Source organism: Halomonas stenophila (genome assembly GCF_014192275.1).
Taxonomy (GTDB): domain Bacteria; phylum Pseudomonadota; class Gammaproteobacteria; order Pseudomonadales; family Halomonadaceae; genus Halomonas; species Halomonas stenophila.
This window is the reverse complement of sequence record NZ_JACHXR010000010.1, coordinates 47,173-72,957: the sequence shown is the minus strand read 5'-3', so window position 1 is coordinate 72,957 and position 25,785 is coordinate 47,173. Positions and strand designations below refer to the sequence as shown.

Here is a 25,785-nt window from a genome sequence, read left to right as displayed (position 1 = left end):
AGATGTGATGACGTGGTCGGGCACCCCGTTTCCCGTGAGCCCGGCCAGGTCGAACCAGCGCCAACATCCCCGAAGGTAGTCTGAAATGGCCCGCACTCGCTGGTGGTGCGGAGGAGCGGCCCTGCCGCACACAACGTTGATCACGTAGGAACATCATGAGCGAAAGCTTTGCTGAACTGTTTGAACAGTCTCTCCAGGACATCAACATGGAACCGGGCGCCATCGTCCCGGCTACCGTCGTCGACATCGAGGGTGACTGGGTCACCGTCAATGCCGGCCTGAAGTCCGAAGGTCAGATCCCCGCGGCCCAGTTCCGCGACGAGAACGGCGAGCTGAGCATCGCCGTCGGCGACGAGGTGCATGTCGCCCTGGAAGCCGTCGAGGACGGTTTCGGCGAGACCCGCCTGTCCCGCGAGAAGGCCAAGCGCGCCGAGGCGTGGAAGGTGCTGGAAGCGGCCTTCGAGAAGGAAGAGATCGTCAAGGGCGTGATCAACGGCAAGGTCAAGGGCGGCTTCACCGTCGACGTGGATTCCATCCGCGCCTTCCTGCCCGGCTCCCTGGTCGACGTGCGTCCGGTGCGCGACACCACGCACCTCGAGAACAAGGAACTCGACTTCAAGGTCATCAAGCTCGACCCGAAGCGCAACAACGTCGTGGTGTCGCGCCGCGCCGTGCTCGAGGCCGAGAACAGCGCCGAGCGTGAGGCCCTGCTCGCCACCCTGCAGGAAGGCCAGCAGATCGTCGGTATCGTCAAGAACCTCACCGACTACGGTGCCTTCGTCGACCTCGGCGGCGTCGATGGCCTGCTGCACATCACCGACATGGCCTGGAAGCGCATCAAGCATCCGAGCGAGATCGTCTCCGTGGGCGACGAGATCAACGTCAAGGTGCTGAAGTTCGACCGCGAGCGTAACCGCGTGTCCCTGGGCCTCAAGCAACTGGGCGAGGATCCCTGGGTCAACATCAAGGATCGTTACCCGGAAGGCACCAAGGTGCATGCCCGCGTCACCAACCTCACCGACTACGGCTGCTTCGCCGAGCTGGAAGAGGGTGTCGAGGGTCTGGTCCACGTGTCCGAGATGGACTGGACCAACAAGAACATCCATCCGTCCAAGGTCGTTCAGGTCGGCGACGACGTGGACGTCATGGTGCTCGACATCGACGAGGAGCGTCGCCGCATCTCCCTGGGTCTCAAGCAGTGCACCGCCAACCCGTGGGAAACCTTCAACGCCCAGTACAACAAGGGCGACCGTGTGGCCGGTACCATCAAGTCGATCACCGACTTCGGTATCTTCATCGGCCTGGAAGGCGGCATCGACGGCCTGGTGCACCTCTCCGACATCTCCTGGACCGAGACCGGCGAAGAAGCCGTACGCCAGTTCAAGAAGGGCGACGAGGCGGAAGCCGTCATCCTGTCCATCGACCCGGAGCGTGAGCGCATCTCGCTGGGCATCAAGCAGCTCGATACCGATCCGGTCGCCGAGTTCCTGGCCGTCAACGACAAGGGCTCCATCGTCACCGGCCGTGTGGTCGAGGTCGACGCCAAGGAAGCCCACGTCGAGCTGGCCACCGATGTCGTCGCCGTGCTGAAGGCCTCCGAGATCAGCGCCGATCGCATCGAGGATGCCCGCAACGTCCTGAACGAGGGTGACAGCGTCGAGGCCCGTATCATCGGGGTCGATCGCAAGAACCGCCAGATCAGCCTGTCCGTCAAGGCCAAGGACCAGGATGATACCCGTCGCAACATGGGCAAGCTGCGCGAGCAGGAAGTCGAGAGCGGTGGTCCGACCACCATCGGCGACCTGATCAAGCAGCAGATGGGTCAGGACTGAGTCGCGGGCACTGCTGCCGCGCCTCAGGCGCCCATCCAAGACGCCGCCCCTCGGGGCGGCGTTTTTTTATGGGAGTCAGGGACGTTCATCCGATGGGCATGGCATGAACCCGACTCGCGAAAGGGGCATTGTCGCGGGATGGCTTCCAATAACGGTGAGGGGCCGGTCTTGAACTTTAGCGAAGTGGCCGAGTTTGGCGGCTTGTCTGCCGGTTTTATTAGTGACGAGTTGCATATGTTGATATTCGGAGCAATAATATTCGGGCATCCCCTGAGTTTTTAGTCCTGACAAAAGGAAGAGAGTCGATGTCATCACTGCTGAGCAACTACATGCAGAAGGAGCAGCAACTCAAGCAGCTCCAGTCCGAACTCGAGAAGTTGGAGCATGACGAGCGTCTCAAGGCCGAGCTCGAGTTCAAGACCAAACTTGAAGAGTTGATGAAGGAGTTTGGCAAGAGTGCCGGCGACGTCATCGAACTGCTCAATCCGCAGCCCGCACCGGCTGCCAAGTCGGCACCCGCCAGTGCCGGTGGTCGTCGCAAGCGCAAGCTGAAGATCTACAAGAACCCCAATACCGGCGAGGTCGTGGAGACCCGCGGCGGTAACCAGAAGACCCTGAAGGCCTGGAAGGACGAGTTCGGTGCCGACACCGTGGAGTCCTGGCTGGTCCGCGTCGAGGAGTGATCGGTCATCAGGGTCCCGATCGTTGACGGCGCCGCCTCCGGGCGGCGTCGCTGCGTTGGGGGCCCCGTGCCCGGGGGCTCCCGCCGCCGGATTGCCGCGCGCCGCATGTCCGTTCTCAAGACTGACCCTGTTATGGCGGTGCCCGCTTATTGAACCGGCGAGTGGCGGGAGCGCCGTGCTCCGATGATGCCGACACTGGAGAATCGCACCGACTCTCCGAGATATCGTGATGTTCTATTAGGCTATTCGAAAGCATCATTTATGCCGGCCACCAGGGACAAAGGCAAGTTTGCCATTCGGCAGCGAGCGATTCGGCATGATGATGCCTGTCCGGCATGACCGCGCGCGGATGATGATAGGGGAGCGGTAAGCGGGTATACTTCCCAGGCACCCCGTACCATCCCATGGGCAGTGTCATTCCTGTGTCCCCGGCCTGTGCCTTGAACCGATTGGTAGCGAATGAAACAGCAGAATTCACGAAAGCCAATGGATGAGCGTGAGAAGTTGCGCAAGTTCCGCGAGCTCGACGATGCCTTCGCCGAAGCGCTGAGAGAGCTCGAAAACCCCGACAGTCGACTGGACATCCCCACCGGCCCACCCGTGCGCTCCCTCGAGGCTCAGGAGCGGCCGGACGACGAGGCCGTCCTCCAGCAGGCCTTCGAGCGTCGTCTGAAGGCTCTCATGCAGGACTATGCGCAGCCTGCCGAGAGCGTCCGTCGCCTCCTCGAGACACTGCGTTCCCTCGGCCATATCGCCTGATCGGAGGCGTCAGTTCCGATACCGATAGATCCTCAGGCTCGGCAGCAGGGGAGCCTCCTCCAGGCGCTCATCGCGGCGGCGTGCTCGTGTGCGCCTTTCCGGCGGGCCCGGCGGTGGCTGGTTGTGGTCGGGCAGTCGCCCGTCCTCGGATGGCACGAACAGCGGCAGCGCGACGTTCATCGCGCGGCGGGCATGGCCGTCCGGCAAGGGGTCTCGAAAGAACAGGTTGGCCCGCATCAGTGGCGCCTGTGGCTGGACCTGGGCCAGCGGCTCGTCGGCGGGCAGGCCGGCCAACTTGCGCAGCTGGATGCGAACATGCGGGGCCTCGGTGTCGAGGGCCAGCAGCCGCTGTTCGGCGTCACGCACCGTCAGGCGCTTGATGGAGCGCCCGCTGGCATACCAGGCCAGCCGCACCCTGGCCACCGGTGCCGGCGCCAGGGGCAGGGCGCGCCAGCACTGCTTGAGGTGCAGGCGCGCCAGCCCGCTGCCGCTCAGGTGGCCGTGCAGGCCGGGATGACGGAAGGGCAGCACCGCCTTGATCTCGGGGATCAGCGAGGGTGCCTGCTCGCGGATCCGGGCCAGCAGTGCGGCGAAGGCCTGCTTGGCGGCATTCACCCGGGCCGCCTGCTCCATCACGGCCGCGTCGGCCGCGACCAGTCCCACATGACTCCGGGTGCTGCGGCCGTCCTGGCCATCCTGGTACCAGAAGTCCATCAGTACGGCATGCAGCCAGTCGGCGTCGACGACGCCCTGGGGAAAGGCCCAGGCCGCTCCTCGCGAGGCGCGCCAGGTGGCGACCAGCCCCTCGGTGCTGTCCACCAGGCCGTCATAGGCGGCTTCCAGCTCCGCCAGCAGGCGATACTCCGGGCGCGCCGCCATGGTCGTCACGCGCCGTCACCGTCCCGGTCGGCCCGGGCCAGCAGGGCGTCGATGTCGGTCTCGTCCATGGCCGGCTCGCCGGCGATGCGGTGTGACTCGTCGGCCCAGGCGCCCAGGTCCAGCAGGCGGCAGCGCTTGCTGCAGAAGGGCCGATAGGAGTTGTCCTCGGTCCAGCGCACCTTCTGGCGGCACTGGGGGCAGGCGACCTCGAGGGGGCGGTCGTTGGGGGCGTGGCTCATCGCGGTCACTCGTGAGGTGGTGGATGTCAGGGGATTGACCCCAAGGATGACGAATCAGCGCGATCCGGGCAAACCGGCCAGGGCGCGGTAGCGCCGGTCGAGGGCCGCGACCTGGTCGGCCAGGCCGGCCTCGTCGCCGGCATTGTCGATCACGTCATCGGCTCGCGCGAGTCGCTTCTCGCGAGGCATCTGGGCGGCCACGATGGCCCTGGCCTGTGCCTCGTCGACGTCGTCCCGCCGTGCCGTGCGGGCGATCTGCACGGCCTCGGGAACGTCGATCACCAGGCGACGGTCGACCAGCGCCGCCTGTCCCGACTCGAAGAGCAGCGGCGAGATCAGCAGTGCATAGGGGGCCTCGCCGCGACGAAAGGCCGCCAGGCGCTCGACCAGGCGCTCGCGGATCCGTGGGTGGGTGACCGATTCCAGCCAGCGCCGCTCCTCCGGGGCGGCGAAGACGATCTCGCGCAGGGCACGGCGGTCGAGTCGGCCATCCCCCTGCAGGACCCGCGCGCCATAGCGGGCGGCGATCTCCGCCAGGGCCGGTTCGCCGGGCTCGACGACCTCCCGGGCCGTATCGTCGGCATCCACCCAGGGGATGCCCAGCCGGGCAAAGGCCCGGGTCACCGTGGACTTGCCGGAGGCGATGCCGCCGGTCACGCCGATGATCAGGGTCTTGGAAGCCATCTCAGAACACCAGGCTCAGGTAGGTGGCCATCAGGGGCTCGCCGGCGAGCAGGGTGATCCAGCCGGCCACGGCGAGCCAGGGGCCGAAGGGCATCGGCGCCCCCCGCAGGCGCGGCAGGGTCAGCTGGGCCAGGACGCCGACCAGGGCGCCGGCACCCGCGGCGAGGATCAGCACCAGGGGCAGGAACTGCCAGCCCAGCCAGGCGCCCAGGGCGGCGAGCAGCTTGAAGTCACCATAGCCCATGCCTTCCTTGCCGGTGACCAGCTTGAACAGCCAGTAGAAGCTCCACAGGGCCAGGTAGCCGGCCATGGCGCCGATTACCGCCGCCGCCAGCACCGGCGGCTGGAAGACCAGCTGATAGAGCAGGCCCGCCCAGAGCAGCGGCAGGGTGAGGATGTCCGGGAGCAGCTGGGTGCGCATGTCGATGATGGCCATGGCCAGCAGGGCCAGGCAGGCGCCCAGGATGAACAGGCCCTCCAGGCTGGGACCGTAGAGCCCCACCACCGCCAGGGTCAGCAGGCCGCCGGCCAGCTCCACCAGCGGATACTGGGCGCTGATCCGTCCCTGGCAGCTGGCACAGCGCCCGCGACGCTTGAGCCAGCCGATCAGCGGGATGTTGTCGTGCCAGGCGATGGGAGCCTCGCAGCGCGGGCACAGCGAGGGCGGGCGGACCAGGTTGAACGGCGCCGACGATTCGGCCTCGAGCTCCAGGGCGTCCCGCGCCTCGGCCCGCCATTCACGCATCAGCATCACCGGCAGCCGGGTGATCACCACATTGAGGAAGCTGCCGAGGCACAGGCCGAACACCGCCGCCAGCGGCCAGAGCAGGGAAGGGGGGAGGTCGACTAGCAAGGGGCGCTCCTTTCCGCGATGGGGTCTGCCTGCCATTCTATCGGCCCGGGCCCCGACTTGTCCGGTCTCTTCTATGCTGAGAGCGTCGCGTCGAGCCCCGGGCTGTCCCGGCTGGCGCCTTTGGTCTAGAATCTTCCCCCTTCACACGTCAGGAAGCGACCATGACCCAGACGCTTGGACCGGTGATGCTGGACCTGGAAGGTCCCCGCCTGCGCGACGAGGAACGCGAGCTGCTGCGGCGCCCGGAGGTCGGTGGGGTGATCCTGTTCGGCCGCAACGTCGAGGATGCCCTCCAGGTGCGCGAGCTGTGCCAGGCGATCCGTCGCGAGTCGCCGTCGCTGCTGCTGGCCATCGACCAGGAGGGGGGGCGCGTGCAGCGCCTGCGCCAGGGGGTGACCCGCCTGCCGGCCATGGGGCGGCTCGGTCGCGAGGCCGCGGCGGCACCCGAGGTGGCCCAGCGTCTCTGCCAGGATGCGGGCTGGCTGCTGGGCATGGAGATGGCGGCCTGTGGCCTGGACCTCAGCTTCGCGCCGGTGCTCGACGTCGATACCGGGCGCTCCTCGGTGATCGGCGATCGCAGTTTCGGCGCCTCGCCGGAGGGCGTGACGCGCCTCGCCGGGGCCTTCGTCGAGGGTCTCCACGAGGCCGGCATGGTGGCGGTCGGCAAGCACTTCCCCGGTCACGGCGGCGTGGCCGCGGATTCCCACCTGGCGCTGCCCGTGGACGAGCGTCCGCTGGAGGCACTGCGCCGGCATGACCTGATGCCCTTCGAGGCCCTGGCCTCGCGGCTGGGGGGCGTGATGCCCGCGCACGTGGTCTATCCGGCCTTCGACCCTCGCCCCGCCGGCTTCTCGCCGGCCTGGCTCGGCCTGCTGCGCGAATCGCTGGGCTTCAAGGGTGCCATCTTCTCCGATGACCTGAGCATGGCCGGTGCCTGCTCGGCCGGAGCACCCGCCGAGCGGGCGCGCCTGGCGCTGGCGGCCGGCTGCGACATGCTGCTGGTGTGCAATGATCGCGCCGCGGCCCTCGAGGTGGTCGAGGCCTGCGAGGGGCGCACGACCAAGCGGGCCGCCAGGTTGCGCTACGGCCGGGCCCGCCCCGACCTCGACGCCCTGGGCGCGCTGTCCCGCTGGCGCCGCGTGCATGCCCGTCTCGAGGCCATGGCCGCCGACTGACGTCTCACCGCTGATTGAACGACGAGCCCGACGATGCCCAAACTCGATGCCGACGCCCTCCCGTCCCTGGCCGACATGCGTGCGGTCATGGACTCCGCCGACTGCCTGATCGACCAGGAGCAGGTCGAGCGCGCCCTGGACCGCATGGCCGACGCGATCACCCGCGACCTCGGCGACAAGCTGCCGGTCTTCTACTGCGTCATGAACGGCGGCCTGATCACCACCGGGCACCTGTTGACGCGGCTCGGCTTCCCCCTGGAGGTGGACTACCTGCATGCCACCCGCTATCGCGGCGGCACCCGGGGCGGCGAGCTGTTCTGGCGCGTCTCTCCGGAGATCCCCATGGCCGGCCGGCACGTGGTGATCGTCGACGACATCCTCGACGAGGGCACGACCCTCGCCGCGATCCTCGACTACTGTCGCCAGGCCGGTGCCGCCAGCATCACCACCGCCGTGCTGGTGGACAAGCGCCATGACCGCAAGGCCGTGCCCGATCTCAAGGCGGACTACTGCAGCCTCGAGGTGGTCGACCGCTATGTGTTCGGCTTCGGCATGGACTACAAGGGCTACTGGCGCAACGCGCCGGGGATCTTTGCGCCCAAGGGCCTGTAGCCCGGGCTTCGCCCGGGAGCCTGAAGATCGTCCGCTTCGCGGACGTAAGCTTGAAGCTGGAAGAAAACTTGACTTGAGGTCTGGGGGCAGCTTCCAGCTTCCAGCTTCCAGCTGTCAGTCCAACCCGAGTTCGTGGGTGGCTTCCTCGCGCATCTTGTATTTCTGGATCTTGCCGGTGACGGTCATCGGGAAGGCGTCGACGAACTTCACGTAGCGCGGCACCTTGTAGTGGGCGATCCTGCCCTGGCAGAAGGCCTTGAGGCCTTCCTCGTCGAGCTCCTCGCCCTCGCTCAGCTTGACCCAGGCCATGACCTCCTCGCCGTACTTCTCGTCGGGGACGCCGATCACCTGGACGTCGGAGATGGCCGGGTGGGTATAGAGGAAGTCCTCGATCTCGCGCGGGTAGACGTTCTCGCCGCCGCGGATGATCATGTCCTTGATGCGGCCGACGATGGCCACATAGCCCTCCTCGTCCATGGTGGCCAGGTCGCCGGTATGCATCCAGCCCGCGGCATCGATGGCCTTGGCGGTGGCCTCCTCGTTGTTCCAGTAACCGAGCATCACGCTGTAGCCCCGGGTGCACAGCTCGCCGGTCTCGCCACGCGGGACCACGGCCCCGGTGTCCGGGCTGACCAGCTTGACCTCGAGATGCGGGTGGATGGTGCCCACCGTGGTCACGCGCTTCTCCAGCGGGGCGTCGGTCTGGGTCTGAAAGCTCACCGGGCTGGTCTCGGTCATGCCGTAGCAGATGGTGACGTCCTGCATGTTCATCTGGTCGATGACCTTGCGCATCACCTCGATGGGGCAGATGGAGCCGGCCATGATGCCGGTGCGCAGGCTACTCAGGTCGAAGCGCTCGAACGCCGGGTGTTCCAGTTCGGCGATGAACATGGTGGGCACGCCGTAGAGGGTGGTGGCGCGCTCCTCGGCCACGGCCTCGAGGGTCGCCTGGGCATCGAAGCCGTCGCCGGGATAGATCATGGTGGCGCCGTGGGTGACGCAGCCGAGATTGCCCATCACCATGCCGAAGCAGTGGTAGAGCGGTACCGGGATGACCATGCGGTCGGCTTCGCTGAGGTTCATGGTGCGGGCCACGAAGAAGCCGTTGTTGAGGATGTTGTGGTGGGAGAGGGTGGCGCCCTTGGGGGCCCCGGTGGTCCCGGAGGTGTACTGGATGTTGATCGGTTCGTCGAACTCCAGCCCGGCCTGGACCTCGGCGAGCCGGTCGGCGTCGACCCGGTCGGCATGCGCCAGCAGGCCACTCCAGCTGTGCATGCCGGGGAGCGCCCGTTCCTCGTCGAGGCAGATCACCCGCTTGAGCTCCGGCAGGCGGGCGCTGGCGAGGCCGTCCGGGGAGCCGTCGCGCAGCTCGGGGGCCTGCGCTTCCCGGAGCTCCGGCACCAGCTCTGCCAGCGTGGCCACGTAGTCGGAGGTCTTGAAGCTCCCCTGCAGGATCAGCGTGGAGGTAGCGGACTGCTTGAGGGCGTACTCCAGCTCATGGGTGCGATAGCTGGGATTGATGTTGACCAGGATGGCGCCGACCTTGGCCGTGGCGAACTGGGTGATGGTCCACTCGGCGCAGTTGGGGGACCAGATGCCCACCCGGTCGCCCTTGGCGACGCCCAGGGCCAGCAGGCCCCGGGCCGCCTGGTCGACGGCCTGCTGGAGCTGCTGCCAGCTGTAGCGCAGCCCCTGATGGCGGCTGATCAGGGCATCCTGCTCGGGGAAGCGCTCGACGGTGGCGTCGAAACAGTCGCCGATGGTCTGGCCCTTCAAGGGGGTATCGCTGATGCCGCTCACATAGCTGATCTGAGGGGTTTGGCGTGGCATGGTGGCTCTCGTCTTGTTGTGGCGTGAAAGCGTCGGGCACCGGGAAACTCACGCGGCGGCCATGGCCCGGCTACACATCGTCTCCCAGCTGGCGCAGCACCTCTCGTGCCCGCTGGTCCACGTCATCGATCTCCATGCGCATCAGGCGGATATCCTCCAGCTGACGCTCGAGGTTGGCCCGCTTGTCGGCGAGGATCTCCAGCAGCCGCTTGAGCTGGCGGGCGTTGCCGTCGGGCATGGCGTCATACATCATCACCACCTCGCGGATCTCGGCCAGCGAGAATCCCAGCCGCTTGCCGCGCAGGGTGAGTTTCAGCCGCACCCGATCCTTTTCCCGATAGATGCGTTTCTGGCCCTGGCGGGTCGGGGCCAACAGCCCCTCCTGCTCATAGAAGCGAATGGTGCGAGGCGTGACCTCGAACATTCGCGCCAGTTCGCCGATGCTGTAGGTACGCTGCTGCCGGGGCAGGGTGTCCGTCTGGGCGTCGGGGGCCTGGGGTGACGATCGACTCATGGCGTTGTCCTGTAGCCGGGTGGTCCGCCGGCGGTTTCCCACCTCGTCTGGAAACCCTAGACGAGGTTTACGTTAACGTAAAGTGCTTGTTCGACCATGGGGTGATATGGGATAAACCGAGCAAGTGCTAGGTTGGTGTCCAGCCAGCGGAGCGGGCGTCCATCGCTGCGACGGCCCCGCCGGGCAGGGCGCCGATGCCATCCACACCCCATTGCCGTTCGAAGAGAGGTTCCCATGGATTTTGCGCTGACCGACGATCAGAAGGCGCTGGCCGCTGCCGCCGCCGATTTCGCCCGGGCCGAGCTGGCCGAGCATGCCGCGGACTGGGATGCGCGCAGCCACTTTCCGGTGGACGTCATCCGCCGCGCCGGCGAGGCGGGCTTCCTCGGCATCTATACTCCCGAGGAGCGCGGGGGCCTGGGGCTGTCGCGACTGGACGCCTCGCTGATCTTCGAGCAGCTCGCCCAGGGCTGCATCTCCACCACCGCCTACCTGACCATTCACAACATGGTCACCTGGATGGTGGCCAGCTGGGGGGACGATGCCCTGTGCGAGCGCTATGTCCCGGCCATGATAGCCGGTGAGGCGCTGGGGTCCTACTGCCTGACGGAGCCGGGAGCCGGCTCGGATGCTGCCAACCTCAAGACCAAGGCGGTGCGCGAGGGTGACGAGTACGTCATCAGCGGCTCGAAGATGTTCATCTCCGGTGCCGGGGCCACGGACGTGCTGGTGGTGATGGCGCGCACCGGCGCCCCCGACAGCGGCGCCGCCGGCGTCTCGGCGATCCTGGTGCCGGCCGATGCCGCGGGCGTCGAGGTCGGCAAGAAGGAAGAGAAGATGGGCTGGAAGAGCCAGCCGACCTGCCTGATCAGCTTCGACGGCGTGCGGGTGCCGATGAGCCACCGCCTGGGCGCCGAGGGCGAGGGCTTCAAGTTCGCCATGAAGGGCCTCGACGGCGGGCGCCTGAACATCGCCAGCTGCTCGCTGGGGGCCGCCCAGCAGGCGCTGACCCTGTCCCGGGACTACCTGGCCGAGCGCAGGCAGTTCGGGCGCGAACTGTCGAGCTTCCAGGCCCTGCAGTTCAAGCTCGCCGACATGGCCAGCGAGCTGACCGCCGCCCGGCTGATGGTGCGCCACGCCGCCTGGCGGCTCGACCAGGGCGACCCGGAGGCCACCGCCCACTGCGCCATGGCCAAGCGCTTCGCCACCGACATGGGCTTCAATGTCTGCAACGAGGCCCTGCAGCTGCACGGCGGCTATGGTTATATCCGCGAATATCCCCTCGAACGCCTGGTCCGCGACACCCGCGTGCACCAGATCCTCGAGGGCACCAACGAGATCATGCGGCTGATCGTCGCCCGCCGGCTGCTGGCCGACGGCGTCATCGAATCGCTTCAGTAACCGGACACCAGGAGGGACATCGATGTCGGACCTCGCGGTTTGCTTCGACGAACTACCGACCCGCGGCGGCGGCCGCGTCGGCGTGGCCAGGCTCAACGCGCCGAAGGCCCTCAACGCCCTGTCGCTGGAAATGATCCAGCGCCTCGAGGCCAAGCTCGACACCTGGGCGGTGGACCGCAGCGTGGTCGCGGTCTGGCTGGAGGGGGCGGGCGACAAGGCCTTCTGTGCCGGCGGCGACGTGGTGGCGCTGTACCGTTCCCTCGCCGAGCAGGACGACACCCACGTCGCCGAGCGTGACGGCCTCTTCGCCGAGACCTACTTCACGGCCGAGTACCGTCTCGACCATCGCATCCATACCTATCCCAAGCCGATCCTGGTGTGGGGCGACGGCATCGTGATGGGCGGCGGGCTGGGCCTGATGGCCGGTGGTTTCCAGCGGCTGGTCACCGAGACGACGCGCATCGCCATGCCGGAGATCACCATCGGCCTCTACCCGGACATCGGGGCCAGCTGGTTCCTGGGGCGCATGCCGCCCGGCCTGGGGGCCTACCTGGGGCTGACCGGTGCCCAACTCAATGCCCGGGATGCCCTGGACCTGGGCCTGGCCGACCGCCTCATCCCCCGCGGCCGCCGGGACGACCTGCTCGGTGCCCTGGCCGAGGCCGACTACGGCGACCAGGGGAGTGCGGCCCGCCGACTGGCGGTGGAGACGGTGCTCGATCGCTTCGAGGCCCGCGACCAGGCGCCCGAGGGGCAGGTCTGGTCGCAGCGTGACCATCTGCAGTCGCTGGTGGGGGAGACGGGGGCCGCCGATGCCGTGTCGCGCATCCTCGCCGATACCCGCGACGATCCCTGGCTCGCCGCCAACCGGGCACGCCTCGAGGTCGGCTGCCCAATGAGCGCCCACCTGGTGTGGCGGATGCTCGAGCGCCATCGCCACAGCGGCCTGGCCGATGCCTTCCGCGACGAGCTCGGGCTGTCGGTGCAGTGCTGCCGGCAGGGGGATTTCCCCGAGGGGGTGCGGGCGCTGCTGATCGACAAGGACAAGCAGCCGCGCTGGAGCCACGTCGACGTGGCCAGCGTCCCGGAAGCGGACATCCAGGCGCTGATGACCTCGCCCTGGAGCGACGAGAAGCACCCCTTGAGGGATCTGGGGGTGGGCCACCGTGTAGGCTGATCGGGACCGTCAGGGCTATCGCAGATAGCGGTATCTCTCGGGGCTGATCCGTCGACAAGCCCCGAAGTGTCGGACCATCGAGGAGGCGCTGTGAACCCCTCCCTGGGCGCTACCGACGCCCTGCGGCGCTCTCGCATCCTGCTCCGCTTGCAGGACCGGTGCTGGCCATCCGTGGCCAGCCCGTTCGGAGGAATCCTCCTCACCCCTGGCGTAGGACCTCCTCTTCGGCTTGTCCCCGGCGCCCCTCGTCAGACTCAACTGCGATAGCCCTGTGGGGTCTGGCTCTCACTCTCTGCTACAACTCACAAGACACCAAGGAGCAACGCCATGAAGATCGCATTCATCGGACTCGGCAACATGGGCGCGCCCATGGCCGCCAACCTCCTGGGCGCGGGGCATGACCTCTGCGTCTTCGACCTGGTCGAGGCCGCCATGGCGGACCTCGAGGGGCAGGGCGCGCGGCGCGGCGAGAGCGCCGCCGCGGCCTGCCGCGACGCCGAGGTGGTCATCTCCATGCTGCCCGCCGGCGTCCATGTGCGCGGCCTCTACCTGGGCCGCGACGGCCAGGGCGGCCTGCTCGACGCCCTGGGCCACGAGCCGCTGATCATCGAGGCCTCGACCATCTCCCCGGACGATGCCCGGCTGGTGGGCGCCGCCGCTACCGAGCGCGGCCTGACCTACCTGGACGCGCCGGTCTCCGGCGGGGTCGGCGGGGCCAAGGCCGGCACCCTGACCTTCATCGTCGGCGGCGAGGAAGCCGGTTTCGAGAAGGCGAAACCGGTGCTCGAGGGCATGGGCAAGAACATCTTCCATGCCGGCGAGATCGGTGCCGGCCAGGTGGCCAAGATCTGCAACAACATGCTGCTCGGCATCCTGATGAGCGGCACTGCCGAGGCGCTGTCCCTGGGCGTCAAGAACGGCCTGGACCCGGCGGTGCTCTCCGAGATCATGAAGCAGAGCAGCGGCGGCAACTGGGCGCTCAACGTCTACAATCCCTGGCCGGGGGTGATGGAGGGCTCGGCGGCCTCCCGGGGCTATCAGGGGGGCTTTCTCACCGACCTGATGGCCAAGGACCTGGGCCTGGCCTGGGAGCTGGCGCTCAAGGCCAGGGCCAGCGTGCCCATGGGCTCCCAGGCGCGTAACCTCTTCGCCCTGCACAGCGCCCAGGGCAACGGTGGGCTGGATTTCTCGAGCATCCAGACCCTCTACCGGGCGGGGGAGGGGCAGTGATCCCCTGACGCCGCAGGGGGATCCGGGCTTGGCAATCGCGCGCTTTTGGTCTACATTTATACGAAATGTAGAAATTTATAGGAGCGCCACCATGAGCCGGATCACCCCCGTCACCTGGGATGACCCCCTGCGCTTGATCGACCAGCTCGACGAGGACGAGCGGATGGTCCTGCAGACCGCCCACGACTACTGCCAGGACAAGCTGATGCCCCGGGTGCTGGAGGCCAACCGCCACGAGCACTTCGATCGCGAGATCCTGAACGAGATGGGCGAGCTGGGGCTGCTGGGCGCCACCCTCGAGGGGCATGGCTGTGCCGGCATGAACTATGTCAGCTATGGCCTGATCGCCCGGGAGGTCGAGCGGGTCGACTCGGGCTACCGCAGTGCCATGAGCGTGCAGTCGAGCCTGGTAATGTATCCCATCGACGCCTTCGGCAGCGAGGCCCAGCGCGACAAGTACCTGCCGAAGCTGGCCAGCGGCGAGTGGGTCGGGGCCTTCGGCCTCACCGAGCCCGACCACGGCTCGGACCCCGGCGGCATGTCCACCCGGGCCAGCCGCATCGACGGGGGTTGGCGACTCAACGGCACCAAGACCTGGATCACCAACTCGCCCATCGCCGATGTCTTCTTGGTCTGGGCGCGCGACGACGAGGGCGTGGTCCGCGGCTTCCTGCTCGAGAAGGGCATGGCCGGGCTGTCCGCCCCCAAGATCGAGGGCAAGTTCAGCCTGCGCGCCTCGGTCACCGGCCAGATCGCCATGCAGGACGTGGAGGTTGCCGACGACCAGTGCCTGCCCGGCGTCACCGGCCTCAAGGGGCCCTTCTCCTGCCTCAACCGGGCCCGCTACGGCATCGCCTGGGGCAGCATGGGGGCGGCGGAGGCCTGCTGGCACGCCGCCCGCCAGTACACCCTCGACCGCCAGCAGTTCGGTCGCCCCCTGGCCGCCAACCAGTTGATCCAGAAGAAGCTCGCCGACATGCAGACCGAGGTCTCCCTGGGGCTGCAGGCGGCGCTGCGGGTGGGGCGCATGATCGACGCGGGCCAGCTGGTGCCGGAGGCCATCTCGCTGATCAAGCGCAACAACTGCGGCAAGGCCCTGGATATCGCCCGGCAGGCCCGGGACATGCACGGCGGCAACGGCATCAGCGACGAGTACCACGTGATCCGCCACATGATGAACCTCGAGGCGGTCAACACCTACGAGGGTACCCATGACGTCCACGCGCTGATCCTGGGACGGGCCCAGACCGGCCTGCAGGCTTTCACCTGCTGAATTGCCTCATCGGAGTTGCAAAGACATTTCTAACGAGGGGCGCTGGGGACAGGCCGAAGAGGAGGTCCTACGCCATGGGTGAGGAGGACTCCTCCGAACGGGCTGGCCAGGGATGGCCAGCACCGGCCCTGCAAGCGGAGCAGGACGCGAGAGCGCAGCAGGGCGTCGGTAGCGTACAGGGAGATATTCACAGCGCCTCCTCGATGGTCCGACACTTCGGGGCTTGTCGCCGAATCAGCCCCGAGTGAGCGAGGAGTCAAGATGAGTGGACCACTGGACGGCGTGGTGGTGCTGGACATGTCGCGGGTACTGGCCGGCCCCTGGGCCGGCCAACTGCTGGCCGACCTGGGCGCCCGGGTGATCAAGATCGAGCATCCCGAGCGGGGCGACGACACCCGGGGCTGGGGGCCGCCCTGGCTGGACGGTGAGCACGCCGCCGAGCGCCAGGCGGCCTACTACCTCTGCGCCAACCGCGGCAAGCAGTCGCTGGCCGTGGATATCGCCACCCCGGACGGCCAGGCGCTGGTGCGTGAACTGGCCGCCGGGGCCGACGTGCTGCTCGAGAACTTCAAGGTCGGTGGCCTGGCCCGCTACGGCCTCGACCCGGCGCGCCTGCGCGAGCGCAATCCGCGGCTGATTGCCTGCTCCATCACCGGTTTCGGCCAGGACGGCCCCTATGCCCATCGCGCCGGCTACGACTTCATGATCCAGGCCATGGGGGGGCTGATGAGCCTGACCGGCGAGTCCGACGGCATGCCCATGAAGACCGGCGTGGCGATCACCGACGTGATGACCGGGCTCTATGCGACCATCGGGGTGCTGGCCGCACTGCACGAGCGTCGCCGCACCGGCCGGGGGCGCCACATCGACGTGGCGCTGCTCGACGTCCAGCTGGCCACCCTGGCCAACCAGGCGCTCAATGCCCTGGTCACCGGGCAGGATCCCCACCGCCACGGCAATGCCCACCCCAATATCGTGCCCTATCAGGCCTTCGCCTGTGCCGACGGGCATCTGGTGCTGACCGTGGGCAACGATACCCAGTTCGCGCGACTCGCGGACCTGCTCGGTCATCCCGACTGGGCCGAGGACCCGGCCTTTGCCACCAATGCCGCGCGGGTCGGCAACCGCGAGGTGCTGGTGCCGAGGATCGCCGAGGCCTTGCTGGCCGGCGAGCGGGATGCCTGGCTCACCGAACTCGAGGCGAGGGGCATTCCCGCCGGCCCCATCAACACCCTCACCGAGGTCTTCGCCGATCCCCAGGTACGCCACCGTGGCCTGTGCCGGGAGGTGACGGACGGGGAGCGGCGCATCCCCCAGGTGGCCAACCCCCTGCGCTTCGATGGCGACAGCGTCACCAGCGAGCTCCCGCCGCCCGGCCTCGGGCAGGGCAGCGATGCGGTGCTGGCCGAGCTGGGCCTGTCCGCGGACGATATCGCCCGGCTCAGAAGGGCCGGGGTGGTGAGGTAAGGGTTAGCGCGGCGAGAAGCGCCGATTGATGCCGGTCTCGGCGATCATCCGGGTGGAGATCTCCTCCACCGAGAAGCGCGTGGTATCGATGAAGGGGATATGCATGCGCCGGTAGAGGGCCTCGGCCTGCTGGACCTCCTGTACGCACTGGTCGATGGAACTGTAGCGGCTGTTGGGGCGCCGCTCGTGGCGGATCGCCGCCAGCCGCCGCGGATCGATGGTCAGGCCGAACAGCTTGTGGCGGTAGGGTTCCAGCGCCTTGGGCAGCTTGAGGTTGCCGTCCTCGTCCTGGTCGTCCTCGGTAAGCGGGTAGTTGGCGGCACGGATGCCGAACTGCAGCGCCAGGTAGAGCGAGGAGGGGGTCTTGCCGCAGCGCGACACGCCCACCAGGATGACGTCGGCCTTGTCGTACTGGTGGGTGCGGGCCCCGTCGTCGTTGTCCAGGGCGAAATGCACCGAGTGGATACGGTCCATGTAGACGTCATCGCTGCCGATGGCGTGGGTCCGCCCCACGCTGTAGGAGGAGTGGGTGGCCAGCTCCTGCTCCAGGGGCTTGAGGAAGGTGGAGAAGATGTCCACCTTGAAGCCCGGCGCATCGCGGATCACGTTGCGCACGTCCTGGTCGACGATGGTGTCGATGATGATCGGCTGCTCGCCGTCCTTGACCGCCGCGCCCTCGATGATCTCGACCAGCCCCCTGGCCTTCTCGATGCTGTCGATATAGGGCTTGGTGAGCATGCGGATATCGACGTTCTCGAACTGGGCCAGCAGGCTGCGGCCCAGGCTCTCGGCGGTGATGCCGGTGCCGTCGGAGATGAAGAAGGCGGTACGGGGCATGGCGGGACGTCGCTCAGGCTGTGGGAATGGCCTCCATTGTCGAGCGAGATCGATCACGGCACAAGCCGCGGCATGGGGGGGGGCACTACAGGAATCGGCTCTCGCGGGCCGATGTTGTAAAAAACCTCCAGTGACTTCGATGTTAGACCAATGGCGAATATGGATCGCCGCTGGTAGAGTCGCCAGCATCCAGTCATGACGGCGCGCCCAGGGTTCCCGGCGACGCCATCCAAGGGGGGTCTCACGTGGACGAGTACATTCTGTGGTTCGATCAGTTGGGCATGGACGACGTCGAGCGAGTGGGCGGCAAGAATGCCTCCCTCGGCGAGATGATCTCCAACCTCGCCGGTGCCGGCGTCACCGTTCCCGGTGGCTTCGCCACCACGGCGGACGCCTACCGGGAATTCCTGTCCCACGAGGGGCTCAACGACCGCATCAACCAGGCGCTGGCCACCCTGGACGTGGATGACGTCGCCGAGCTGTCCCGGGTCGGTGCCCAGATCCGCCAGTGGGTGATCGATACCCCGCTGCCGCCGGCCTTCGAGCAGGCCCTGCGCGACAGCTACGAACAGTTGCTGGCCCGGCACCCCAATCTCAAGGTGGCGGTGCGTAGCTCGGCCACCGCCGAGGACCTGCCGGACGCCTCCTTTGCCGGCCAGCAGGAGACCTTCCTCAACATCGAGGGCTTCGACAACATCAAGCGCGCCGTCCACGAGGTGTTCGCCTCGCTGTTCAATGACCGGGCGATCTCCTATCGGGTGCACCGTGGCTATGCCCACGAGAACGTGGCGCTGTCCGCCGGCGTGCAGAAGATGGTGCGCTCCGAGACCGGCGCCGCCGGCGTGATGTTCACCCTGGATACCGAGTCCGGTTACCGCGATGCGGTCTTCGTCACCGCCTCCTGGGGCCTGGGCGAGACCGTGGTACAGGGCGCGGTGAATCCCGACGAGTTCTACGTCCACAAGCCGACCCTGGCCGCCGGCCGCCCGGCGGTGCTGCGCCGCAGCCTGGGCTCCAAGCTGATCAAGATGGTCTACACCGAGGATGCCAGCGCCGGCAAGTCGGTGGAGACCGTCGACGTGCCCCTGGCCGACCGCAGCCGCTTCAGCATCAACGACGAGCAGGTCATGGCGCTGGCCCGCCAGGCGGTGACCATCGAGGAGCACTACGGCCGTCCCATGGACATCGAGTGGGCGCTGGATGGCGACGACGGCAGCCTCTACATCGTCCAGGCGCGTCCCGAGACGGTAGTCTCCCAGCAGGAGGGCGGCAAGCTGGAGCGCTTCCAGCTCAAGGAGAAGGGGCGCACCCTGGTCACCGGCCGCGCCATCGGCCAGCGCATCGGCCGCGGCACCGTCAAGGTCGTGTTCTCGCCGGACGACATGGACAAGGTCCATGCGGGTGATGTGCTGGTCACCGACATGACCGACCCGGACTGGGAGCCGATCATGAAGCGGGCCTCGGCGATCGTCACCAACCGCGGCGGTCGCACCTGCCACGCGGCGATCATCGCCCGCGAGCTGGGCATCCCGGCGGTGGTCGGCTGTGGCGACGCCACCGAGGCCCTGGCCGATGGCCGCGACGTCACCGTGTCCTGCGCCGAGGGCGATACCGGCCATGTCTACGACGGCCTGCTGGAATTCGACCGCAACGTCACCAGCGTCGATGCCATGCCCGAGATCCCCTTCAAGATCATGATGAACGTGGGCAACCCGGACCGCGCCTTCGGCTTCGCCGGCCTGCCCAATGCCGGCGTCGGCCTGGCCCGCCTGGAGTTCATCATCAACCGCATGATCGGCGTGCACCCCAAGGCATTGCTGGAGTACGACACCCTGCCCGCCGACCTGCAGCAGACCATCGACCTGCGCACCGCGGGCTATGCCGACCCGGTCAGCTTCTATGTCGACAAGCTGGTGGAGGGGATCTCCACCCTGGCGGCCTCCTTCTATCCCCAGCGGGTCATCGTGCGCCTCTCCGACTTCAAGTCCAACGAGTACGAGAACCTGATCGGCGGCAAGCTCTACGAGCCCGGCGAAGAGAACCCCATGCTCGGCTTCCGCGGGGCCTCGCGCTACATCTCCGACGCCTTCCGCCCCTGCTTCGAGCTGGAGTGCCGCGCACTGAAGCGCGTCCGCGACGAGATGGGGCTGAACAACGTCGAGATCATGGTGCCTTTCGTGCGCACCACCGACGAGGCCCGCGAGGTGGTCGACCTGCTGGCGGCCAACGGCCTGGAACGGGGGCAGGACGGCCTCAAGGTCATCATGATGTGCGAGCTGCCGGCCAATGCCCTGCTGGCCGACGAGTTCCTGGAGTACTTCGACGGCTTCTCCATCGGCTCCAACGACCTCACCCAGCTGACCCTGGGCCTCGACCGGGACTCCGGCATCGTCGCGCACCTCTTCGAGGAGCGGAACCCGGCGGTCAAGAAGCTGCTGTCCATGGCGATCCAGGCCTGCAAGGCCCAGGGCAAGTACGTGGGCATCTGCGGCCAGGGGCCGTCGGACCACCCTGACCTCGCCAAGTGGCTGATGGAGCAGGGCATCGACTCGGTATCCCTGAACCCCGATGCGGTGCTCGAGACCTGGTTCATGCTGGCCGGCGAAAAGCTGGGTTGAGCCGGCCTCGCCGCCACCGCCACCTCGACCGCGACACCCGGGCCTTGCCCGGGTGTCGTCGTCTGGTGCCCGGGATCGGCCGGCGTCGCGCCATCCTGCGCCGATCGCGATGACCATGACCCGGGTCGGGCGGGTCGCGGTGCCATCTTCCATACTGGACGTATCGGCACAGGAGATACGCCATGGTGGACCCCCTGACGGTGGAGGCGGTGTTCCGGCGCTGCCCGAGCGAGAGCTTCGACTTCGAGCTGACCAGCGAACTCGACCCCCTGGACCTGATCGGGGGCCAGGATCGGGCCCGGGAGGCCCTGATCCTGGGCACGGGCGTCCGACATCAGGGCTTCAACCTCTACGTGCTGGGCCCGGCCGGACACGGCCTGCGTAGCCTGGTCACGCGCTTCCTCGAAGGGCGCGCCGCCGAGGGCTCGGTGCCCCCGGACCTGTGCTACCTCAACAACTTCGACGACCCCGCCAGTCCCGTGCTGCTACGTCTGCCGCCCGGCCTGGGGCGGCAGCTGCGCGGCGATATCGAGCGGCTGATCGAGGAGCTGGGAGGTGCCATCCCGGCGGTGTTCGAGAGTGATGAGTACCAGAACCGCCTCCATGAGCTCAAGCAGGCCATGAGCGAGCAGCAGCGGGATGCCGTCGAGTCGGTGCGCCGCGAGGCCAGGGAACACGACATCCTGCTGCTCTCGACGCCCAGCGGTTTCACCTTCGCCCCCGCCGACGAGAACGGCGAGATGATGTCGCCGGATGCCTACCAGGCCCTGGATCAGGAGGAACGCGAGCGCATCGAGCGCACCGTGGAGATCCTGCAGGAGAAGCTGACCAAGGCCATCCGCCAGATGCCCAAGCTGACCAAGTCCCTGCGCGAGCAGGTCAATGCCCTCAACGAGGAGATGCTACAGTCCGTCATTGGCGCCCCCCTGGGCGAGCTGGAGGAACGCTACGCGGATCATGAGGGCGTGCTGGCCCACCTGTCGGGTATCCGCGAGTCGATCCTCCATCATGTCGATGCCTTCCATTCCGACCAGCCCGAGGTGCCGCCCGAGGCGGTGTTCAGCCGGTTGCGCATCAATCTGCTGGTGGACCACGGCGACACCGAGGGCGCGCCGGTGGTCTATCAGGACCTGCCCAGCCATCAGCACCTGGTGGGGCGGATCGAGCATCAGGTACACAATGGCACCCTGCTCACCGACTTCAGCCTGATCCGCGCCGGCGCCCTGCATCGGGCCAGCGGCGGTTACCTGGTGCTGGATGTGCGCGCCCTGCTGACCCAACCCGGGGCCTGGGAGACCCTCAAGCGGGTGCTGGACGGCGGGCAGATCCGCACCGAGTCCCTCGAACAGGCCTATGGGCTGATCAGCACCATGACCCTCGAACCCGAACCGGTGCCGCTGGATGTCAAGGTCGTGCTGCTGGGTGATCGCCTGCTCTACTACCTGCTCTGCGAGCATGACCCGGACTTCCTGGCACTGTTCAAGGTCCAGGCCGACCTGGACGACGAGTTCGACCGCGACCACGGCAAGCTCGATCTCTATGCGCGCATGGTGGCCATGCTCGTCCAGGAGGAGCGCCTGCGTCCCCTGGACCCGGAGGGGGTGGCCGCGGTGATCGAGCGGGCCAGCCGCCTGGCCGATGACCAGTGCAGACTCACCGCCCGCCATCGCGACCTGCACGACCTGCTGGTGGAGGCCGACCACTGGGCCGGAATCGCGGGTCGGGAGGTGATCGGCCGCGAGGCCGTGGAGCGCGCCGTGGATGAGCAGCGCCACAGGGCCGGCCGGGTCCGCGAGCGTAGCCAGGAGGCGATCATCCGCGGCACCCTGTTGATCGACACCCAGGGGACCCGGGTCGGGCAGGTCAACGGCCTGACGGTGATGCAGCTGACGAATCATGGCTTCGGTCAGCCGATCCGCATCACCGCCACCGCCCGCCCCGGCAACGGCCAGGTGGTGGATATCGAGCGCGAGGCCAAGATGGGCGGGCCCATCCACTCCAAGGCGGTGATGATCCTGTCGCGTTACCTCGCCAATCGCTATGCCGGCGACGAGCCGCTGTCGCTGTCCGCGAGCCTGGCCTTCGAGCAGTCCTACGGGGGCGTGGAGGGTGACAGCGCCTCGGTGGCCGAGGCCTGTGCGCTGGTCTCGGCCATCGCCCGGATACCGCTGGACCAGGCCTTCGCCGTGACCGGGTCCATCAACCAGCATGGCGAGGTGCAGGCGGTGGGCGGCGTCAACGAGAAGGTCGAGGGCTTCTTCGAGGTCTGTCGGGCCCGGGGAGGGGCGGAGGGGCAGGCGGTGATCCTGCCGGCCGCCAACCTCGAGCATCTGATGCTGCGTAGCGAGGTCCGCGAGGCCGTGGCGTCGGGCGCATTCCGACTCTACGCCATCCGCCACGTCGACGAGGCGCTGGAGCTGCTGACCGAGGCGGAAGAGGAGAACCACTCGCTGGATGACCGGGTCGCCGAGCGCCTGAGGGCGTTCCGCGCGGCCGTCCGGCGCAGCCGTTCGCGCCCCGCCACGACCAGTGATGGGGGGGACGGCAATCACGGCGATGGAGACGTGGGGGAAGCCGATGGCCGAGAATGATAGGCATCAGGACGGCACGGAAGGCGACATCGCCGTGGCCGTGGCCCGGGTGCTGGCCCTGCTCGATGCCTCCCGCCACAGCCTGGCGGCGTTGTCCGCCGCCGTGCGTCTCGCCGAGCGGGAGGGGGTGGAGCTGGTCGCGGTCTATGTCGAGGATCAGGACTTGTTGCACAGCGTCGCCTTTCCCTTCGCCCGGGAGGTGGGGGGCCATTCCGGCCAGGTGCGTCGCCTCACCGCCCCCCAGCTCGAGGCGAGCCTGGCACGCCAGGCGGAGCGGGTCAGCCAGGCGCTGGAGCTCGCCGTGGCCGGGCGGCGGCTCCGGCATTCGCTGCAGATCAGCCGGGGCCGGGTAATCCCCGAGGCGTTGTCCATCGCCACCCCCGGGGACATCATGCTGCTCGGCAAGGCCGGGCTGGCCGGTCGCTTCGGCGCCCGGCTGGGCACCACCAGCCTGGGGCTGATCCTCTCCGCGCCCTGTCCGGTGGTCGTCTGGGACGAGGGGAGGGCGCCGGCGATGCCGGGCCCGCTGCGGGTGCTGGTGGATCCGGCCTCCGGCGACGCGCCTTCGGTCCCCACGCCCTTGTCGACGCTCTTCGACGGCACGGAGGCGATTCCCCGCCGCGACGCAGCCGCGCTGACGCGTCGGCTGGCGGTGTGCCGCGGCGGCGCCCTGCTGTTGCATCGCGACGCGCTTCGCGGGCTGCTCGCCGAGGACCCCGACTGGCTGTCCCGTCTGGCCATGCCGGTCGTCGTGGTGCCCTGAGCCGGCGACTTTTGGCATCATGTCGGCCTCCATCCCTGGTAGGACTCTTTCCATGACGTATTTCCTGGTGATGGGCGGGCTGGCGCTGTCGGTCTCCTTCACCCTGGGCTGGGGGCTGTGGCGGACCGGTCGCTGGCTGTTCGGTCGCCTGGGCCGCCGGCGGGCCACGCCGTCGCGTTCCGCCGCCACCCCCCGGCGGCGCGGCAACGCCGCTCGCGCCGCGCGCCGGCCCGCCCCGTCAGGCCCCTGGCGTCTCACCCAGGCGCTGGCGCGGCTGCACGGCGCCTGGCCCCTGGCCCTGCTGGTCCTGCTGCTCCATGGCGGGACCCGGCTGGCCGCCCATGGCATGGCCGCCCGTCCCCACTCCCTGCCCGGCGAGTTCCTCCAGATCGTCGAGGCACTGGGCTGGGGGGCCGTGGGGCTGGGCGCCCTAGCCGGCATCGGTCTACTGGCGGCCTGGCGATGTCGGCGCTGAGCCGGCATCGCCTATGCTGGGAGGAGCCTGACCTTCTTCGTCACGGGAGCCGTGGCCATGGATAGAGATCCCCCACTAGTCAGCCCACGCCTGGGGCAGGCGGCCCTGGGCGCCCTGCTGGTACTGATGCCGGTGCTGGGCGAGGCCGAGTCGTCGTTCCAGTATCAACGCCCCGACTCGCTCCCTGAGCGGGCCGCCGATGAGGATGCCCCGTCCAGCGTGGCCGCCACCTCCTTCGCCGTCGTCACGCCGCACCCGCTGGCCACCGATGCCGGCCGCCAGGTCCTCGCGGCCGGTGGCGCGGCCATCGATGCCGCCGTCGCCGCGCAGTTGGTGTTGACCCTGGTCGAGCCGCAGTCCAGCGGCATCGGCGGTGGTGGCTTCCTGATGCTCTACGACGGGGAGCAGGTGCGGGCCTTCGATGGTCGGGTGAGTGCCCCCTCGGGCGTGGAGGCGACGCTGTTCATGGATGGGGCGGACGAGCCGCTGGCCTTTTCCGTGGCCGCTTCCAGTGGCCGTGCCGTCGGCGTGCCGGGCCTGCTGAGGATGCTGGAGGTGGCCCACGACGCCCATGGCCGCCTGGCCTGGGCGAGCCTCGTCGCGCCGGCCATTGCGCTGGCCAAGCAGGGGGTCCCGGTAAGCCACCGCTTGAACCACGAGCTGGCTGCGGCCACCGAGCTCGCCGACGACGGCGCGGCGGCCGCCCTCTACTTCACGGAGGACGGCGAGCCGCTCGCTGCGGGGGAGACGCTGACCAACCCCGCCCTGGCGGCGATCCTCGGCCGGGTCGCCGAACAGGGCAGTTCGGCGCTGCATACCGGCGCCGTCGCCGAGGACCTGGTGGCCCGGGTCCAGGGCCATCCCGACTTGCCCGGCGCGCTGAGCCTCGAGGATCTCGCCACCTATGTCGCCAAGCAGCGCGAGCCGCTCTGTGTCCCCTGGCGGCGCTGGCGTGTCTGCGGTTTCCCCCCGCCGTCCTCCGGTCACCTCTCCGTCATGCAGGTCCTCGGCACGCTCGCCCAGCTGTCCCCGCTGGAGGCGCCACTGGAGGAGGAGCGGCCCACGGCGGCCTGGCTGCACCGCTTCGTCGAGGCCTCGCGGCTGGCGCTCGCCGACCGCAACCGCTATGTCGCCGATCCGGACTTCGTTGATCCGCCGGGTGGCGACTGGTCGACGCTGGTGGCCGACGAATACCTGGCCAGTCGCGCCGGCCTCATCGGCGAGCAGCGCATGGGCGATGATCGGGCGCTGGCGGGCAATCCGGGCCCGCTGGACAGCGCCTGGGCGATGCAGCCCGTCCAGCCGGAGCACGGCACGAGCCATGTCAGCGTCATCGATGGCGAGGGACAGGCCGTGGCCATGACCACCTCCATCGGGCAGGCGTTCGGGGCCCGGCTACTGGCCGACGGGGGCACCGGCAAGGCCGGGGGCTACCTGCTCAACAGTGGGCTGACCGATTTCTCCTGGCGACCGGCGGATGACCAGGGAACCCCATTCGCCAACCGGGTGGCCGCCGGCAAGCGACCGCGCTCGAGCATGAGCCCGACCCTGGTCTTCGACCGGGCGAGCGGCGAGCTGGTGGCGAGCCTGGGGGCCTCCGGCGGCGCCGCCATCGTCCACTACCTGGCGAAGACACTGGTGGCCCTGCTGGACTGGCGGCTCGATCCGGCCACGGCCATCGGCCTGCCGCACGTGGTCACCCGCGACGGGGGGATCCGCCTCGAGGCGGACGGCTACCCCGAGGCGGTCCACGCGGCCCTCGCCGAGCGGGGGCATGACGTCGAGACCGGCGAGCTGACCAGTGGTCTTCAGGTCCTGCGACGCGCCGACGATGGCCTGGTCGGGGCCAGCGACCCGCGAGGGGTCGGCACCGCGAGTGGTGACTGACGCGGC

General features: G+C 68.4%; 22 protein-coding genes. 15 read left to right on the top strand and 7 right to left on the bottom strand.

Translation table 11 applies throughout. The features are described from left to right. Positions 1-155 precede the first annotated feature (155 nt). The 3 genes from rpsA (at position 156) to FHR97_RS15335 (ending at position 3,274) form a co-directional block, all read left to right on the top strand. Positions 156-1,832: a 30S ribosomal protein S1 gene (gene rpsA, locus FHR97_RS15345; protein WP_183384673.1), complete on the top strand. Its 1,677-nt coding sequence runs from the start codon at positions 156-158 to the stop codon at positions 1,830-1,832. 305 nt (positions 1,833-2,137) lie between these two features. Beyond that, on the top strand, positions 2,138-2,515 hold the full coding sequence (locus FHR97_RS15340; protein ID WP_183384672.1) for a histone-like nucleoid-structuring protein, MvaT/MvaU family: 378 nt from the start codon (positions 2,138-2,140) through the stop codon (positions 2,513-2,515). A gap of 486 nt (positions 2,516-3,001) precedes the next feature. Beyond that, complete coding sequence (locus tag FHR97_RS15335; RefSeq protein WP_183384671.1) at positions 3,002-3,274, top strand: hypothetical protein; 273 nt, start codon at positions 3,002-3,004, stop codon at positions 3,272-3,274. A 9-nt stretch (positions 3,275-3,283) separates the two neighbouring features. On the opposite strand, the gene FHR97_RS15330 is transcribed toward FHR97_RS15335, so the two are convergent. The 4 genes from FHR97_RS15330 to FHR97_RS15315 are packed head-to-tail and all read right to left on the bottom strand — an operon-like array spanning position 3,284 to position 5,929. Beyond that, positions 3,284-4,153 (bottom strand): DNA replication terminus site-binding protein, encoded by an 870-nt coding sequence (locus FHR97_RS15330; protein ID WP_183384722.1) that lies wholly within the window; start codon positions 4,151-4,153, stop codon positions 3,284-3,286. A 5-nt stretch (positions 4,154-4,158) separates the two neighbouring features. After that, positions 4,159-4,392 (bottom strand): DNA gyrase inhibitor YacG, encoded by a 234-nt coding sequence (gene yacG, locus FHR97_RS15325; RefSeq protein WP_183384670.1) that lies wholly within the window; start codon positions 4,390-4,392, stop codon positions 4,159-4,161. Positions 4,393-4,446: 54 nt separating this feature from the next. Then, a complete protein-coding gene (coaE, locus tag FHR97_RS15320; protein WP_183384669.1) occupies positions 4,447-5,076 on the bottom strand; it encodes a dephospho-CoA kinase in 630 nt (209 codons plus the stop codon). Position 5,077: 1 nt separating this feature from the next. After that, positions 5,078-5,929, bottom strand: coding sequence for a prepilin peptidase (locus FHR97_RS15315; protein WP_246404068.1), 852 nt, complete (start codon positions 5,927-5,929; stop codon positions 5,078-5,080). A gap of 161 nt (positions 5,930-6,090) precedes the next feature. Here FHR97_RS15315 and nagZ point away from each other — a divergent pair, with 161 nt between their 5' ends. Then, positions 6,091-7,104, top strand: coding sequence for a beta-N-acetylhexosaminidase (nagZ, locus tag FHR97_RS15310; RefSeq protein ID WP_183384667.1), 1,014 nt, complete (start codon positions 6,091-6,093; stop codon positions 7,102-7,104). A gap of 33 nt (positions 7,105-7,137) precedes the next feature. Further along, on the top strand, positions 7,138-7,716 hold the full coding sequence (locus FHR97_RS15305; RefSeq protein WP_183384666.1) for a hypoxanthine-guanine phosphoribosyltransferase: 579 nt from the start codon (positions 7,138-7,140) through the stop codon (positions 7,714-7,716). Positions 7,717-7,830: 114 nt separating this feature from the next. On the opposite strand, the gene FHR97_RS15300 is transcribed toward FHR97_RS15305, so the two are convergent. Then, the gene (locus FHR97_RS15300; protein WP_183384665.1) at positions 7,831-9,546 is read right to left on the bottom strand and encodes an AMP-binding protein; all 1,716 of its coding nucleotides are present in this window, start codon (positions 9,544-9,546) and stop codon (positions 7,831-7,833) included. 70 nt (positions 9,547-9,616) lie between these two features. Beyond that, positions 9,617-10,060, bottom strand: a complete 444-nt coding sequence (locus FHR97_RS15295; RefSeq protein ID WP_183384664.1) for a MerR family transcriptional regulator — start codon at positions 10,058-10,060, stop codon at positions 9,617-9,619. A 234-nt stretch (positions 10,061-10,294) separates the two neighbouring features. On the opposite strand from FHR97_RS15295, the gene FHR97_RS15290 reads away from it, so the two are divergent. From FHR97_RS15290 to FHR97_RS15270, 5 genes are all read left to right on the top strand, one after another. Then, positions 10,295-11,461, top strand: a complete 1,167-nt coding sequence (locus FHR97_RS15290; protein WP_183384663.1) for an acyl-CoA dehydrogenase family protein — start codon at positions 10,295-10,297, stop codon at positions 11,459-11,461. Between the two features lie 22 nt (positions 11,462-11,483). After that, positions 11,484-12,638, top strand: coding sequence for an enoyl-CoA hydratase/isomerase family protein (locus FHR97_RS15285; protein WP_183384662.1), 1,155 nt, complete (start codon positions 11,484-11,486; stop codon positions 12,636-12,638). Positions 12,639-12,965: 327 nt separating this feature from the next. Further along, complete coding sequence (mmsB, locus tag FHR97_RS15280) at positions 12,966-13,868, top strand: 3-hydroxyisobutyrate dehydrogenase (protein ID WP_183384661.1); 903 nt, start codon at positions 12,966-12,968, stop codon at positions 13,866-13,868. A gap of 91 nt (positions 13,869-13,959) precedes the next feature. Continuing rightward, the gene (locus FHR97_RS15275) at positions 13,960-15,141 is read left to right on the top strand and encodes an acyl-CoA dehydrogenase (RefSeq protein ID WP_183384660.1); all 1,182 of its coding nucleotides are present in this window, start codon (positions 13,960-13,962) and stop codon (positions 15,139-15,141) included. Positions 15,142-15,402: 261 nt separating this feature from the next. Next, positions 15,403-16,608 (top strand): CaiB/BaiF CoA transferase family protein, encoded by a 1,206-nt coding sequence (locus FHR97_RS15270; RefSeq protein WP_183384659.1) that lies wholly within the window; start codon positions 15,403-15,405, stop codon positions 16,606-16,608. A gap of 3 nt (positions 16,609-16,611) precedes the next feature. Here FHR97_RS15270 and ppsR read toward each other — a convergent pair whose 3' ends face one another. Next, positions 16,612-17,445 carry a posphoenolpyruvate synthetase regulatory kinase/phosphorylase PpsR gene (gene ppsR / locus FHR97_RS15265; protein ID WP_183384658.1) on the bottom strand — a complete coding sequence of 278 codons (834 nt, stop codon included), beginning with the start codon at positions 17,443-17,445 and terminating at the stop codon, positions 16,612-16,614. A 245-nt stretch (positions 17,446-17,690) separates the two neighbouring features. Between ppsR and ppsA the strand changes: the two genes are divergently transcribed. The 5 genes from ppsA (at position 17,691) to FHR97_RS15240 (ending at position 25,779) form a co-directional block, all read left to right on the top strand. Beyond that, positions 17,691-20,063 (top strand): phosphoenolpyruvate synthase, encoded by a 2,373-nt coding sequence (gene ppsA, locus FHR97_RS15260; RefSeq protein WP_183384657.1) that lies wholly within the window; start codon positions 17,691-17,693, stop codon positions 20,061-20,063. A 182-nt stretch (positions 20,064-20,245) separates the two neighbouring features. Next, positions 20,246-22,654, top strand: coding sequence for a Lon protease family protein (locus FHR97_RS15255; RefSeq protein WP_183384656.1), 2,409 nt, complete (start codon positions 20,246-20,248; stop codon positions 22,652-22,654). Beyond that, positions 22,641-23,417, top strand: a complete 777-nt coding sequence (locus FHR97_RS15250) for a universal stress protein (RefSeq protein ID WP_183384655.1) — start codon at positions 22,641-22,643, stop codon at positions 23,415-23,417. Before FHR97_RS15255 ends, FHR97_RS15250 begins: the two co-directional genes overlap by 14 nt. Before the next feature lie 52 nt (positions 23,418-23,469). Continuing rightward, the gene (locus tag FHR97_RS15245) at positions 23,470-23,892 is read left to right on the top strand and encodes a hypothetical protein (protein WP_183384654.1); all 423 of its coding nucleotides are present in this window, start codon (positions 23,470-23,472) and stop codon (positions 23,890-23,892) included. 57 nt (positions 23,893-23,949) lie between these two features. Further along, on the top strand, positions 23,950-25,779 hold the full coding sequence (locus FHR97_RS15240; protein ID WP_246404066.1) for a gamma-glutamyltransferase family protein: 1,830 nt from the start codon (positions 23,950-23,952) through the stop codon (positions 25,777-25,779). Positions 25,780-25,785 lie beyond the last annotated feature (6 nt).